At 65.4% G+C, this 13,728-nt stretch carries 11 protein-coding genes and 1 pseudogene; 8 read left to right on the top strand and 4 right to left on the bottom strand.

Features of this window, described 5'->3' with window-relative positions:
* Positions 1–12: 12 nt before the first annotated feature.
* Entirely contained in the window at positions 13–1,353 is a 1,341-nt protein-coding gene (gene aptA, locus ACR9YP_RS30155) for an omega-aminotransferase AptA (RefSeq protein ID WP_438110815.1), read from the bottom strand.
* A gap of 23 nt (positions 1,354–1,376) precedes the next feature.
* Positions 1,377–2,291 (bottom strand): GntR family transcriptional regulator, encoded by a 915-nt coding sequence (locus tag ACR9YP_RS30150; RefSeq protein ID WP_370986588.1) that lies wholly within the window; start codon positions 2,289–2,291, stop codon positions 1,377–1,379.
* 100 nt (positions 2,292–2,391) lie between these two features.
* Between ACR9YP_RS30150 and ACR9YP_RS30145 the strand changes: the two genes are divergently transcribed.
* The 8 genes from ACR9YP_RS30145 to ACR9YP_RS30110 are packed head-to-tail and all read left to right on the top strand — an operon-like array spanning position 2,392 to position 11,655.
* Entirely contained in the window at positions 2,392–3,555 is a 1,164-nt protein-coding gene (locus ACR9YP_RS30145; protein WP_438109419.1) for a C45 family autoproteolytic acyltransferase/hydolase, read from the top strand.
* On the top strand, positions 3,555–5,120 hold the full coding sequence (locus tag ACR9YP_RS30140) for an ABC transporter substrate-binding protein (protein WP_474217748.1): 1,566 nt from the start codon (positions 3,555–3,557) through the stop codon (positions 5,118–5,120). Before ACR9YP_RS30145 ends, ACR9YP_RS30140 begins: the two co-directional genes overlap by 1 nt.
* Positions 5,121–5,132: 12 nt before the next feature.
* Positions 5,133–6,077, top strand: a complete 945-nt coding sequence (locus ACR9YP_RS30135) for an ABC transporter permease (protein WP_438109417.1) — start codon at positions 5,133–5,135, stop codon at positions 6,075–6,077.
* The gene (locus ACR9YP_RS30130; protein ID WP_474217747.1) at positions 6,074–6,886 is read left to right on the top strand and encodes an ABC transporter permease; all 813 of its coding nucleotides are present in this window, start codon (positions 6,074–6,076) and stop codon (positions 6,884–6,886) included. The genes ACR9YP_RS30135 and ACR9YP_RS30130 overlap by 4 nt, the downstream gene beginning before the upstream one ends.
* Positions 6,883–8,490: an ABC transporter ATP-binding protein gene (locus ACR9YP_RS30125; RefSeq protein WP_474217746.1), complete on the top strand. Its 1,608-nt coding sequence runs from the start codon at positions 6,883–6,885 to the stop codon at positions 8,488–8,490. Before ACR9YP_RS30130 ends, ACR9YP_RS30125 begins: the two co-directional genes overlap by 4 nt.
* 14 nt (positions 8,491–8,504) lie before the next feature.
* Entirely contained in the window at positions 8,505–10,046 is a 1,542-nt protein-coding gene (locus tag ACR9YP_RS30120) for an ABC transporter substrate-binding protein (protein WP_438109416.1), read from the top strand.
* On the top strand, positions 10,043–10,888 hold the full coding sequence (locus tag ACR9YP_RS30115; RefSeq protein ID WP_438109415.1) for a polysaccharide deacetylase family protein: 846 nt from the start codon (positions 10,043–10,045) through the stop codon (positions 10,886–10,888). Before ACR9YP_RS30120 ends, ACR9YP_RS30115 begins: the two co-directional genes overlap by 4 nt.
* A complete protein-coding gene (locus ACR9YP_RS30110; protein ID WP_438109414.1) occupies positions 10,885–11,655 on the top strand; it encodes a polysaccharide deacetylase family protein in 771 nt (256 codons plus the stop codon). The genes ACR9YP_RS30115 and ACR9YP_RS30110 overlap by 4 nt, the downstream gene beginning before the upstream one ends.
* 3 nt (positions 11,656–11,658) lie before the next feature.
* Here the strand turns inward: ACR9YP_RS30110 and ACR9YP_RS30105 are convergent.
* Positions 11,659–11,823, bottom strand: a pseudogene (locus ACR9YP_RS30105) (acetamidase/formamidase family protein); the annotation flags it as partial.
* A gap of 7 nt (positions 11,824–11,830) precedes the next feature.
* Entirely contained in the window at positions 11,831–13,249 is a 1,419-nt protein-coding gene (locus tag ACR9YP_RS30100) for a cytosine permease (protein WP_438109413.1), read from the bottom strand.
* Positions 13,250–13,728 lie beyond the last annotated feature (479 nt).

Here is a 13,728-nt window from a genome sequence, read left to right as displayed (position 1 = left end):
CCCGGCCGGCGGTCAGCTGATGGCGATCAATGCACGGCGGATCGCGGCAAAGATCTCGTCGATCTGCTCCTCGGTGATGATCAGAGGCGGTGAGATCAGGAGCGTATCGCCGCTGCTGCGGATCAGGACGCCATCGTCATAGCAGCGGCTGGCACATTCGACTCCGCGTGCACCTGCTGCGCCGTCACGCGGCTTCAGGTCGATCGCGGCGAGCAGGCCGATGTTGCGAATGTCGACGACATGGGGAAGGTCGCGCAAGCCATGCGCTTGGGTTTCCCACGCCGGCGCGAGGCGGCGGGCACGCTCGAACAGGCCGAGATCCTGGTACACGTCGAGTGCGGCAAGACCGGCCGCGCAGGCGAGCGGATGGGCCGAATAGGTGTAGCCGTGGAACAGCTCGATCGTGTTATCCGGCCCTTGCATCAGCGCATCATAGACCTTGCCGCTGGTGATGACGCCGCCCATCGGCACGGCAGCATTGGTCATGCCCTTGGCGCAGGTGATGATATCGGGTGTCACGCCGAAGGCGTTGGCGCCGAACGCGGCGCCGAGGCGTCCGAAGCCGGTGATCACCTCGTCGAAGATCAGGAGAATGCCGTGCCGGTCGCAGATCTTTCGCAGCCGCTCGAGATAGCCGACAGGTGGCGGCAGCACGCCGCCGGAGCCGGTCACGGGCTCGACGATGACGGCGGCAATCGTCGAGGGATCGTGCACCTGCAGCAGCTTTGAAAGCTCGTCGGCGAGATGCGCGCCCCATTGCGGCTGCCCGCGCGAGAACGCCGCGTGCTCGGGATCGTGCGTATGCGGGAGGTGGTCGACCTCCGGCAGCAGCGGGCCGAAATCCCGGCGGTGGCGGACGATGCCGCTCACCGACAGGCCGCCCCAGCCCATGCCGTGATAGGCCTTGGCGCGAGAGATGAAGCGGATGCGGCTGGCTTCCCCGCGCGCGCGGTGATAGCCGCGCGCGATCTTCAGGGCAGTGTCGACGGATTCCGAGCCGGAATTGGTGAAGAAGACATGGTCGAGGCCGGCGGGCGCGATCTCGGTGATGCGGCGGGCGAGCTCGAAGGCGGCCGGATGGCTCATCTGGAACGAGGAGACGAAGTCGAGCTTTGCCGCCTGCGCCTGGATCGCCTCGACGATGCGCCTTTGCGCATGTCCCGCGTTCACGCACCACAGCCCCGCCATGCCGTCGAGAATGCGCCTGCTGTCATCGGTGATGTAGTGCATGCCTTCGGCGCCGACGAAGATGCGCGGCTTCTGCTTGAACTGCCGGTTCGGCGTCATCGGCAGCCAGAACGGCTCCATGGCCTCGCGGGTGAGGGGGCTGTTGGAGGAAGCGAAGGCATTCATGGTCATGGCAACTCTTGCAAACGTCAGGAGGCTTTGGATGGCGTGTTGGAATTGGCCGGGCTGCGCTTGAGCTTTGCTGCGCCTTCGAGATGCCGGCGGAGCAGCGCGGCGGCAGCCTCGTTCTGGCCGGCTTCGAGCTGGTCGAGAATGGCGAGATGCTCGCGGCAGTTCACGATCACGCGCTCATGGCCGAAGGTCCAGTCGTAGTTGCCGAAGCGACGCAGCCGGTTCTGCTGCTGGACCGCGACCAGCAGATAGCGGTTGCCTGATGCGGCGGCGAGGCCCTCGTGAAAGGCCGCGTTCATTTCGTACAGCGCGATGCTGGCCGTGTCGCTCCACGGCATCGCCAGCATCTCCTGATGCCGGCGGCGCATCTCGGCGGCCCAGGCCGGGTCGAGCCGGAAGCCCGGCTCGAGCAGGCCGGCCGGCTCGATCAGCAGACGGTACCGATAGCTCTCGTCGCGCGCCTGCGTGTCCGCGAGCGTCGGCTGGAAGCGCCAGCCGTGGCCGGGCTTGCGCTGCACGGCAGCAACTTCGGCAAGCTTGGTGAGCACGCGCTGCACGATCGGCCGTGTCGCATCGTAGCGCTGCATCAGGTCGCGCTCGGAAACTTCCTCCGGCAGCCGGCCGGCGCGGCGGTCGCGCGCGATTGCGAGGAACAGCCGGTCGGTATCGTCGGGGTTCGGCTTTGGCGGTGCCTTGTGCGAGGCGGGGGCGGCCTCGGCGACGAAATAGCCACGACTGGCGCCGGCATGCACGAGCTTGCGCCGCGCCAGCAGCTTCAGCGCGGCGCGCACCGGCGTGCGCGAGACCTGGAGGCGCTCGGCGAGCGCGACTTCGGCAAGGCGCGTGCCGGGCGCGAGCCCTTCGCTCCGGATCAGGTCCATGATCCCGGCCGACAGTTCGCGCTGAAGACGGCTTGGGGGCGCCTTTTCCAAGGTCAATTTCGAGGCTGAAGATTTTTGTTTCATGTCATTACAAAATACATTAGCCTTCCCGGGAAAGCAAAAGGAACTTCACGAAGGAACTTGGCGTCCCATGATCGAACCCTTTCCCCTGATCGAAATCTCCGGCCCCCCGCGCGAGCGTGGACGTCAGTACGGGCAGAAGGCGGCGGGCCGCATCAAGAAGGGGACGACGCATTACTTCGCGCAGCTGAAGGAGCTTTCGCTCGACGCAAACGGTGTCGCCGCGCTGGTGCGCGACTATGTGCCGGTCATCGAAGGGTTCGAGCCTGATTATATCGAGGAGATGCGCGGCATTGCGGAAGGCGCCGACGTTCCGTTCGAGGATGTCGTGTTGCTCAATGCCCGCACCGAGATCATCAAGCTCGCCAATCCCGCGATCCGCGCGCGCCTGAAGACACCGGAAGATCCCGATGGCTGCACCGGCGTCGTCGTGATGCCGCAGGCGGCCGCCAGCGGCCGCCTGATCCACGCCCAGAACTGGGACTGGAAGCGCGAATGCGCGGAGACCGCGGTGGTGCTGAAGGTGCGGCGCGACGACGGTCCTGATCTCATGACCTTCACCGAAGCCGGCGCGCTCGGTCGCTGCGGCTTCAATGCCGTCGGCATCGCGATCACGGCCAACTATCTCGAGAGCGACCGCGACTATCGCCAGGTCGGCGTGCCGCTGGCGCTGATCCGCCGCAAGGTGCTGGAGAACGAGCATCTGGCGCTGGCGATGCGGGCGGTCTATTGCACGAAGAAGTCGGCGGCCAACAACATGATCGTCAGCCACCGCGAGGGCGTGGCGATCGATTTCGAGTGCGCCCCGGACGAGACCTTCCAGGTGCATCCGCAGAACGGCCTGCTGGTCCACGCCAACAACTTCCTCAGCCCCGTCGCGCTCAGCAAGTTGAAGGACACCGGCATCTTCAACACGCCTGATAGTCTCTACCGCGACATTCGCGTTCGCGATCTGCTTCAGCCGCACATCGGCAGCATCACCTTCGATACCGTCAAGAACGCCCTGTTCGACGAGTTCGCCTATCCTTGGTCGGTGTGCCGCCCGCCGCGCCGCAATCTCAGCAACAATCTCAGCGCCACCGTGGCGATGATCCTGATGGAGCCGGCGAGCGGGTTGATGCAGGCGGCGCCGCTGCCGGCGCTCAACCGCGAATTCACCACATACCGGCTCGAGATCGACGAGATCGGGCGGGCCGCGTTCAAGCGGTCGGTCGCGGCGGCGGGGGCAGCGTGATGGGGCGGCGTCGGCCATCGCCGGCGTGGGCGGTCGGTCTGGCTGCGCTCGCCCTGTGGGCCATGCTGGGGAAAGCCGGCGCCGAGACATTACTGAGGACCCGGCTCAACGCGGACATCCGCTCGACCGATCCCGGCACCAATCGCGACGCCAACACCGATGGCGTGATCGCGCATGTGGTGGAAGGGCTGGTCGCCTTCCGCGACGATACGTCCATCGGACCCATGCTGGCGGACAGCTGGACGATTTCGAACGAGGGAAAGACCTATACATTCCGCCTGCGGCAGGGCGTCAAGTTCCACAACGGCGCGACCATGACCGCGGATGACGTGGTCTGGTCGCTGAAGCGCTGGCTCGATCCGGCGACGCAATGGCGCTGCCTGTCTGAATTCAGCGCCACCGGCATCGCGCGGATCGAGAAGGTCGAGGCGCCCGATCCACAGACCGTTGCCATCACGCTTGATCAGCCGACGGCCTTGTTCCTTCCGACGCTGGCGCGGCCCGATTGCGGGCAGACCGCAATCATTCATCGCGACTCTGTCGGCGCGGACGGCAAGTGGATCGCCCCTATTGGCACCGGCCCGTTCAAGCTCGCCGAGTGGAAGCGGGGACAATATATCGATATCGTCCGTTTCGACGGCTATGTCTCGCGCAGCGAGCCGCGCACCGGCTACACCGGCGCCAAGGACGTCAAGGTCGATCGCGTGCGCTTCAACGTGATCCCGGATAGTTCTGCCGCGAAAGCGGGGTTGCTCAGTGGCTCGCTCGACGTGATCCTGAGCCTGTCGATCCCCGATCTCGAAGAGCTCAAGTCGCGCTCCGACGTGCAGCTCAGCATCACGCCTGCGCTCGGCCTCACCGGCATCCTGTTCCAGACCAGGGACCCGCTGCTGAAGGATGTCCGGATCCGCCGCGCCATCGCGCTGTCGATCGACACCGCGCAGATCGTCGATGCCGTGATGATGGGCACGGCGCGTCCCAACAATTCGGCGTTGCCGCTCGGCAGCCCCTTCTACGGCGAGGCGCAGTCGCACGGCTATGTGCAGAATATCGCGGAAGCGAAGAAGCTTCTGGCGGAGGCCGGTTATCGCGGCCAGCCGATCAAGATGATCACCAACAAGCGTTACAGCTTCGTGTTCGATGCGTCCGTGCTGGTGCAGGCGATGGCGCAGACCGTCGGGATCAACATCGAGCTCGAGGTGATGGATTGGGCGGCTCAGCTCGATCGCTACAACCGCGGCGACTACCAGTCGATGGCCTTCGTCTATTCGGCCCGACTCGATCCCTCGCTGAGCTTCGAGATGCTGACCGGGCCGAAGGCGTCGCAGCCGCGCAAGGTCTGGGACAATCCGGAGGCGCAGGGGATGCTGCGCCAGTCCATGATGATCGACGATACCACGACGCGGCAGGCGCTGTTCGACGAGATGCACAAGCGCTTCATCGCCGACGTGCCGATGATCGTGCTGTTCAACGGCGCCGAGCTGACGGCGCTGCGCAAGAGCATCAAGGGCTATGCCGGCTGGCTTTATCCCCAGCCGCGGTTCTGGGGCGTCACGGTGCAGTAGGCAAGGCGCACCATGTTGGGTTACCTCGCAAGACGGCTGGCCATGACGATCCCGACACTGCTGCTGGTCGCGATCGCAGTATTTGCGCTGGTGCGTCTCATCCCCGGTGACCCCGTGCAGGTCATGCTCGGCGATGCCGCCGATCCAGCACAGGCCGCACAGCTGCGCGCCCAGCTCGGCCTCGATCAGCCGATCCCGGTGCAGTTCATGCACTGGATCGCCAAGCTTGCGGCCGGTGACTTCGGTCACTCCATCACCAACAACCTCGCGGTGCTGCCGCTGATCCTCGATCGTTTCCAGGTCAGCGCCGTCATCGTGCTGGTGGCGGTCGCGGCGTCCGCGTGCATCGCGGTTCCGGCCGGCCTTGTGGCCGCGTGGAAGCAGAACAGCCTGCTCGATCTCTCCGTCGTCGGCGGGGCCACGCTGCTGCTGTCGATCCCGAGCTTCTGGCTCGGTCTTCTGCTGCTGCTTCTTTTTGGGCTCAAGCTGAAATGGTTGCCGGTGATCGGCTACGTGCCGTTCGCCGAGAATTTCTGGCAGGCGGCGACCTTCATCGTGTTGCCGATCGCGACGCTGACCATGGTTGAGATCGGCGTGCTCACGCGCATGGCGCGAGCCGCCTCGATCGAGGTGCTCAGGCTCGAATATGTCACCCACGCACGCGCCAAAGGCGTGCCGGAATGGCGCGTGCTCGCCCGCCACGTGCTGCCGAACGCCTTCGCGCCGACCTGGACGCTGATCGGTCTCGTGCTCGGCCATCTCCTCGGCGGCATCGCGGTCATCGAGACCGTGTTCACGCTGCCCGGCCTCGGCCGTCTCCTGGTCGATTCCATCTTCGCGCGTGACTATCCGGTGGTGCAGGGCTGCCTGCTGTTCACCGCCGTGATCTACGTCGTCGTCAATCTGATCGTCGATCTCTGCTATCCGCTGTTCGATCCGAGGGTGACGGTGGCATGAGGATGCGCGCCAATACCGCGATCGGCGGCGTCCTGATTGCGCTCCTGCTGGGCGCTGCCGTCACCGGTGCTTTCTGGACGCCGTTCGATCCGCTGCGCATCAATCTGCGGGCAAGACTTCAGGCGCCGTCGTCACTGCACTGGCTCGGCACCGACGAATTCGGCCGTGACGTGCTGAGTCGCATCATGGTCGGCGCGGGCGCCAGTGTGGTGATCGCTCTGGTTACGGTTTCGCTCGCCGTAGCCGCCGGCATGGTGATCGGCTGCGCGGCGGGTTACATCCGCGGCTGGGTTGACCGCATCATCATGGCCGTCAACGACGCGCTGCTGGCATTTCCCGGCATCCTACTGGCTCTGGCCGTGATGATCGTGGTCGGCGCCAACAAGGTCGGGCTCATTCTGGCGCTTGGTCTTGCCTACATTCCCTCGGTGGTCCGGGTGGTGCGCGGCACCGTGCTGTCGATCCGCGAGAAGGAATATGTCGAGGCCTCGCGCGTCATCGGCAATTCCGAGGTCTATTCGATGCTCCGCCACGTGATGCCGAACGCGGTCGCGCCAGTTGCGGTGCTCGCGACGAGTATGTTCGGCTGGGTGCTGCTGGCCGAGAGCGCGCTGAGCTTCCTCGGCCTCGGCGTGCCGCCGCCGGCGCCGACCTGGGGCAACATGCTGGCGGCAAGTCGTCCATTCATGGAGACGGCGGCCTGGCTCTCGATCGCACCGGGCCTCTGCATCGCGCTGACGCTGCTCGGCATCAATCTGCTCGGCGATTCGCTGCGCGATCGCCTCGATCCCAGGATGGCGCACGGATGACGCTGCTGTCGGTCGAAAATCTGCGCATCGAGGTTGCCGCCAGCAATGCCGTGATCGTCGACAACGTCTCCTTCGCCGTCGAGCGCGGCGAGTTTCTCGCCGTCGTCGGCGAATCCGGCAGCGGCAAGACAGCGGCGGCGCGTGCCGTGCTCGGCCTGTTGCCGCCGGGTCTGCGCAAGGCCGGCGGCCGCATCGTGCTTGATGGCGTCGATCTCGCCAACGTCTCGGCGCGCCAGATGCGCACCATGCGTGGGCCTACCGTCGGCATGGTGTTCCAGGAGCCGATGGTCTCGCTCAATCCCGCCATCAGCGTCGGCGCGCAGATGGCGGAAGGGATCGGCCTGCACGAGCGGCTCGGTAAGCGCGAGATCAGGCGCCGCTGTCTCGACATGCTGGCGCGGGTGCAGATCCGTGATCCCGAACGGACTTTTGACGCCTATCCGCACGAATTCTCCGGCGGCATGCGCCAGCGCATCATGCTGGCCTCGGTGATGCTGCTGAAGCCGAAGCTGCTGATCGCGGACGAGCCGACCACGGCGCTGGATACGCTGACCCAGCGCGAGGTGCTCGACCTCCTGGTCGGGCTCGCCCGTGACCACGGCACGTCGGTGATGCTGATCACCCACAATCTCGGCCTGGTCTCGCGCTACGCGCAGCGCGCGCTGGTGCTGCGGCAAGGCAAGATGGTCGAGACCGGCACGACCCGGCAGATCCTGTTCTCGCCGCGCGAAGCCTATACCAGGCGACTGGTCGAGGCGCTGCCGCGGCGCGGCGCCACGACCAAAGCGCGACGGGGCGGCGAACCCCTCGTTAGCGTACGTGATCTCAAGGTAGGCTTCGCCGGGCGGCAGCGGCTGTTCCGCCGCGACACCGGCGTCTCCGCCGTCAACGGCGTCGATCTCGACATCGCCGCCGGAGAAACGGTCGCCGTCGTCGGCGGCAGCGGCTCCGGCAAGACCACGCTTGGCCGGGCCATGCTGCGCCTGATCCCGACGTCGGGCGGTGAGATCAGGTTCCGGGGCAGGGATGTCACGGCAACGATCGATCGCGACTTCCGTCTCGCCTCGCAACTGGTGTTCCAGGATCCTTACTCCTCGCTCGATCCACGCATGCGCGTCGGCGAGATTGTCGCCGAGCCACTGCGCCACGTCCCGCAATTGACGACAGCCGAGCGCGACACTCGGGTGGAGGCGATGCTGGACGAGGTCGGGCTTGCCGGTCTCGGCAAGCGCTGGCCGCATGAATTGTCCGGTGGACAGCGCCAGCGGATCGCCATCGCCCGCGCCATCGTGCGCGAGCCGGCCTTCGTCGTGGCGGACGAGCCGGTCTCGGCGCTCGATATGACCATTCAGGCGCAGGTGCTGAAACTGTTCGAGCGGTTGCAGACGCAATACGGCTTTGCCTGCCTGTTCATCAGCCATGACCTCGCCGCCGTCGAGCAGGTCGCTGACCGCGTCGTGGTGATGCAGGGCGGCAAGATCGTCGAGCAAGGCTCGCGTGACGACGTGTTCGATCACCCGCAGCATGATTACACCAAGGCGCTGCTCGCGGCCGCGCCCGTTCTGGACTTCGCTGGTGCGGCGGCGGCGCGTGCCTCGGGTTAATCAGGATAATGCGTATGAAGCGTTCTGTCGTGGCGTTGTGTCTGATCATTGCGTCGCTGTCCGCGGCCCGCGCCGAGAGCGTCCTGCGCAGCATGGTGACCACAGACATCCGCGGCCTGATGCCGGGCAACAGCCCTGACGACAACACCGGCCTCGTGTTGCAGCAGATCTACGAGGGCCTCGTTGCCTGGCGCGCCGACGGGACCGTCGCCCCGATGCTGGCCAAGGCGATTGAGACATCAGCGGATGGGCGCACCTACACTTTCACACTGCGCGAGGGCGTGACGTTCCACAATGGTGCGCCGTTGACCTCGCGGGAGGTGGCATGGACCTGGGAGCGCTTCCTCGATCCGAAATCCGGCTGGCCATGCCGGACCAATTTCGACGGCACGCACAAGATCAAGATCGCCGAGATCACGGCGCCGTCGCCGGAGCAGGTCGTGTTCCGTCTGGCTGAGCCGAGCGGCGCCTTCCTCAGCACGATGGCGCGAGCCGATTGCGACGGCACCGGCATCGCGCATCCGGACTCAGCCGGAGCCGACGGCTCCTGGCAGAAGGCGATCGGCACCGGTCCGTTCAAGCTCGCCGAATGGCGCCGCGGCCAGTTCATCGAGCTTGCCCGCAACGAGGCCTATGCCGCGCGTAGCGAGCCGGCCGACGGCCTCGCTGGGGCCAAGTCGCCCAAGGTTGACGGTGTCAGGCTGTCCATCGTGCCCGACCCGGCGGCGGCGAAAGCGGCGATCCAGTCCGGCAATCTCGATCTCTGGCCGTCGGCCGATCCCAAATTCGCGGGCGAGTTGAAGTCGGCTGGTCTCGTGATCAGCGCGGCGCCCGTCGCCTCGCTGAACGCGATCGTGATGCAGACGAACGATCCGCTTCTGAAGGACAAGCGCATCCGTGAAGCCATTGCCGCCTCGCTCGATTACCCCAGTATGAGCGACAGCCTGACCGACGGCTATGCCAAGCCGAGTACGTCTCTGGTGCCGCTGTCGAGCCGCTACTATGGCGCGGTGGAGCAGGCGGGCTTCAGCCTCGACGTCGCGCGTGCGAAGAAGCTGCTGACCGAGGCGGGCTACAAGGGCGAGCCGATCAAGATCACCACCAATTCGCGCTTTCCCGTCATGAACGACGTGGCCGTGCTGGCGCAGGCGATGACGCAGCAGGCCGGCCTCAACCTCACTGTCGAGGTCGTCGAATTCGCGGCCCAGCTGAGCCGTTACAACAAGGGCGATTATCAGCTCATGGTGTGGAATTACACGCCTTATCTCGATCCGGCTTTCGGTCTTGATCGCTTCATCGGCGACAAGGCCGCGCAGCCAGACCGCGTCTGGGGTAATCGTGAGGCGATCGACCTGCTCGGCAGGCTGATGGAGACGGCCGCGCCTGAGGCCCGTCAGCCGCTGTTCGATGCGCTCCACAAGCTGTTCGTGGATGATGCGCCGATGATCGTGTGGAGCTCCGGCGTCAACGTCTCCGCGGTCTCACCCAAGGTGCGCGGGTATGCGCCATGGGCCGGCCGCAAACCCCGTTTCTGGAACGTCGAGGTTGTCAGATGATCTCTCTTGCCCAGCGCAAGCAACATGCCTGGCCGGATGGCGCGCGCTGCGTCGTCGGCCTTACGCTCGATTTCGACGGCACGTCGCTGGAACGCGGCCGCGGTCAGTTGCCGCTCGGCGCGCGCTCGCACGGCCGCTACTCCGCCAAATGCGGCATCCCGCGTTTCGTCGACATGTTCACGCGGCACAGCGTGCCTTGGACGTTCTACGTCTCCGGCTATGACGCGGAGGAAAGCCCGGATCTCGTCCGCGACATCTCGCGCTCCGGCATCGAGATCGGCTCGCACGGCTATTTTCACGAGGGCGTCGATCCCGGCGATGCCGAGCCGGAGCTGCTGGAACGGACGCACCGGCTGCTCACGGAGATCACCGGCGTCGCGCCACGGGGATGGCGCTCGCCGTCCGGACACAAGACCGCGCGCACGCTGAGCAAGCTCCGTGAGCTCGGCTATGTCTACGATTCCAGCGACAAGGATTTTGACCTGCCTTATCTCGCGCGCTACGACGGCGAGGAGCGCAGCGACTATGTCTGCCTGCCCAACAACACCTCGAGCCTCGACGACTTTCCGTTCTACCGCGTCAGCTACACGCCACCATCCGAAGTGTTGACGCACTGGGAGCAGGAGTTCGATGCCATCTACGCCGAGGGCGGTTACTACAACCTGACCTTCCATCCGCGCGTCGGCTATGGCTCGGGCTCGCCTGCGCGCGTCGCGGCGGTCGAAGGGCTCATTAAATATGCCAAGCGCCACGAAGGCGTTCGCTTCGTCGGCATGCTGGAGCTGGCGGAATGGTGCCTGAAGCGTCCGTCCGACTGGCGGCGGGACTGGAGCGGACAATGAGCAAGCCGATCGTTCCCGTCGTCGTCACCGTCAATCTCCAGGGCAAGACGGTGGAGCTGACCCAGCTCGGGGAGGACGCCCTGTTCGGCCGCGCTTCTTACGGAAAATACGCCTATGCCGTCGGCTGCGAGCGGCTGTTCGGACTGCTCGATCGCCACGGCATCAAATCCACCGTGTTCGTGCCCGGCGCAGAGGCGGAAGCCAATCCCGCCTATATCGCGGCGCTTGGCGGCCGCGGGCATGAGATCGCCGCGCATGGCTGGGCGATGGAGGAGATGGACGCGGCCGGGATCGACGAGCGAGCGCTGCTGGAGCGCACGCATGCGACGCTGTCGCGGATCGTCGGACGCGCGCCGCGCGGCTTTCGGGCGCCGCATGGCCGCTTCACGGAGCGTACGCTCGGGCACCTCGCCGATCTCGGCTATCGCTATGATTCAAGCTTTCAGGACGACGACCATCCGTATCGGCTGGACGTCGATGGCGGCCGCGACATGGTCGAGGTGCCGCATGCGGAGATCCTGATCGACGCGACGCTCTACGCCCAGCGCCAGACGCACGCTCGCGTCATGAAGATGTGGCGCGAGGAGATCGAGGCGATGCATCGCGAGCGCTGCCTGATCACGCTGACGCTGCATCCGCGCAGCGACTACGGCAGCGCGCGGGCCAGCCGCATTGCCGCGCTCGACGACCTGTTGAGCTGGCTGCGCGGTCTCGATGGTGTTGCTTTCCTGACCTGCGAAGAGGTCGCCCAACGGTTGGGGGCTTGAACCTTACGTTCGCTGCGGCGTGCGGGATTTGGCCAGCACGCCGTGAATGCCCTTGTTGCCGTCGACCAGCTGCGTGACCCTGAGGTCCGCAGCGATCGAGCAGAGCGTGTAGGCATCCCGCGCGCTGAGACCGCATTTTTCCCGGAGCAGCGCGATCATGTCGCGGAGCTTGCCGCTAGCTGCCTGCGCTGCTCACGACGACCGAGGAGGGCGACGTCACGAGCTTGCTGAGCCCAAGATAGACGAGGCCTGCAATCCCGATGCCGAACAGCCAGCTCAGATCCGCGCCGCCGAGCAGGTTGATCGAGATCGGACCCTGGAGCGCGCCGACGAGGCCGTCCTCCACCAGCCATCCCGCAACGAGGCCCGCGAAGAACGCGACCATGGCGGCCCAGTTGATGTCGCCATAAGCGCTGGTCTCCGGCGAGCGATAGAGCTCGGCGACGTCGATCTTGCATTTGCGCTTGATGAAGTAGTCCGCGAGCACGACGCCGGCCCACGGGCTCATCCACAGCAACAGGCTAATCATCCAGTTGTCGAACGCCTTCGCAAAGGACGGCGCGAAGATGAAGTAGAGCGTGACCAGATAGCCTGCGACGCCGACGATGACGGTGAGCCAGAAGCGCGAGAATTTCAGTCCCGCGCTCAGCGCCGCCAGCGTCGCCGAGTAGACGTTGAGGATGTTGGTCGCGATCGGGCCGTGCAGCACCATCAAGAGCACGAGGATGCTGACCGGTCCGCCGAATACCGCACTGACCATTTTCGCAGGATCGGTGTCCAGCGTCGTCGAGGCGATGGTCGCACCTAAGATGCCAAGCCCGACCGTCGGCACGAACATGCCGACATAGCTGTACCAGAACACTGATTTCGACGGCACGCTTTTCGGCACGAAGCGCGAATAGTCGGAGGCCCAAGTCACCCAGGAGATGCCCCAGCCGACGCCGATCGCGGTCATCAGCAACGACAGCATCGCCAGATGCGCGCCCGGCGGCAGCGAGGTCGTCAGGCTCCAGTTGACGACGCCGGGTCGCGTCCACGCGAGCACGCTCATCAGCACCATGATGGCGATGGTCGGCGGCACCGTGTATTTCTCGAAGGTGCGGATCGCGTAGAAGCCGTAGATGCCGAGCAGCACCTGCACGGCCATCACCAGCGTGATGACGACGATCTCGATGAACCAGGTATCGGGCACGCCGAACTGGCCGAGGATGCCCATCGACACCTTCACCGGGAAGTAGGTGTTCACGCCGATCCAGCCCAGCGTCATCAGGAACATCAGGATGCTGGGCAGGTAGGCGCCGCGGACGCCGAAGGCGGAGCGGCTCAGCACCATCTGGTTGACGCCGGTCTTGTGTCCCATCACCGTGAAGGTCGCGAAGATCGCGCATCCCACGATGTTGCCGAGCACGATGACCGCGATCGTCTCCATCAGGCCGAGTTTCAAGATGATGCCGAGCGCACCGAGCGCCCAGTTGACCGGTGCGATATTGGCGCCGGCCCAGATCCACATCTGCTGCGGGCCGGTCGAGTCCCGGTCCGCATCGGGAATTGGCTCGATGCTGTGAATATCAGCGCGAAGTTCGGAATCCGTCATGACATCCCCCAATACGAAGCACGCTTCGCATCATGGCAGCATCAATCGTGCCATTGGTTGCAGAGCGCTTGGGGCCGGGTGCGCGCCGATGCCGGCCGCGGCGTGCGGATCGCGGGCGGGCAAATCTGGATCGGGGTGCAGGAGCGGCAGCCAGGGCGATGATGGCATGATGCCCCTGTTTTGCCCGACGAGTCAAAGCCGTCGACGGCGTCGATTAGCGGTCAAGATTCGTCTTTGAAAACAACGGCGTTCTACTGTGCATGGGGTTGTTTTCGCAGGTTTTTAATCCGCTGCACTCCGACTGGGAGGCAGCTCGTGCCCGTGGAGGAGCCGTCCACAGCATCAAGAGCGGACCTCCGAGCTCCCTTGCGGACCGGATTTTCTTGGTTTGGTTTGCAGGTGACGGAAAGCGCGACCCGCGCGGGCTTGTCAGCGCTCCTCACCCGCGAGACACTCTGTCGCAGAACCATTTGTTTTGC

The organism is Bradyrhizobium sp. BR14999, assembly GCF_056106085.1.
The sequence above is the reverse complement of the archived record's forward strand: the minus strand, read 5'-3'. Positions and strand labels throughout refer to the sequence as shown.

Excerpts from the sequence above, each read along its gene's own strand:
- aptA (WP_438110815.1), bottom strand. The coding sequence starts at position 1,353 with ATGAATGCCTTCGCTTCCTCCAACAGCCCCCTCACCCGCGAGGCCATG.
- ACR9YP_RS30145 (WP_438109419.1), top strand. The coding sequence starts at position 2,392 with ATGATCGAACCCTTTCCCCTGATCGAAATCTCCGGCCCCCCGCGCGAG.
- ACR9YP_RS30140 (WP_474217748.1), top strand. The coding sequence starts at position 3,555 with ATGGGGCGGCGTCGGCCATCGCCGGCGTGGGCGGTCGGTCTGGCTGCG.
- ACR9YP_RS30135 (WP_438109417.1), top strand. The coding sequence starts at position 5,133 with ATGTTGGGTTACCTCGCAAGACGGCTGGCCATGACGATCCCGACACTG.
- ACR9YP_RS30130 (WP_474217747.1), top strand. The coding sequence starts at position 6,074 with ATGAGGATGCGCGCCAATACCGCGATCGGCGGCGTCCTGATTGCGCTC.
- ACR9YP_RS30125 (WP_474217746.1), top strand. The coding sequence starts at position 6,883 with ATGACGCTGCTGTCGGTCGAAAATCTGCGCATCGAGGTTGCCGCCAGC.
- ACR9YP_RS30120 (WP_438109416.1), top strand. The coding sequence starts at position 8,505 with ATGAAGCGTTCTGTCGTGGCGTTGTGTCTGATCATTGCGTCGCTGTCC.
- ACR9YP_RS30115 (WP_438109415.1), top strand. The coding sequence starts at position 10,043 with ATGATCTCTCTTGCCCAGCGCAAGCAACATGCCTGGCCGGATGGCGCG.
- ACR9YP_RS30110 (WP_438109414.1), top strand. The coding sequence starts at position 10,885 with ATGAGCAAGCCGATCGTTCCCGTCGTCGTCACCGTCAATCTCCAGGGC.
- ACR9YP_RS30100 (WP_438109413.1), bottom strand. The coding sequence starts at position 13,249 with ATGACGGATTCCGAACTTCGCGCTGATATTCACAGCATCGAGCCAATT.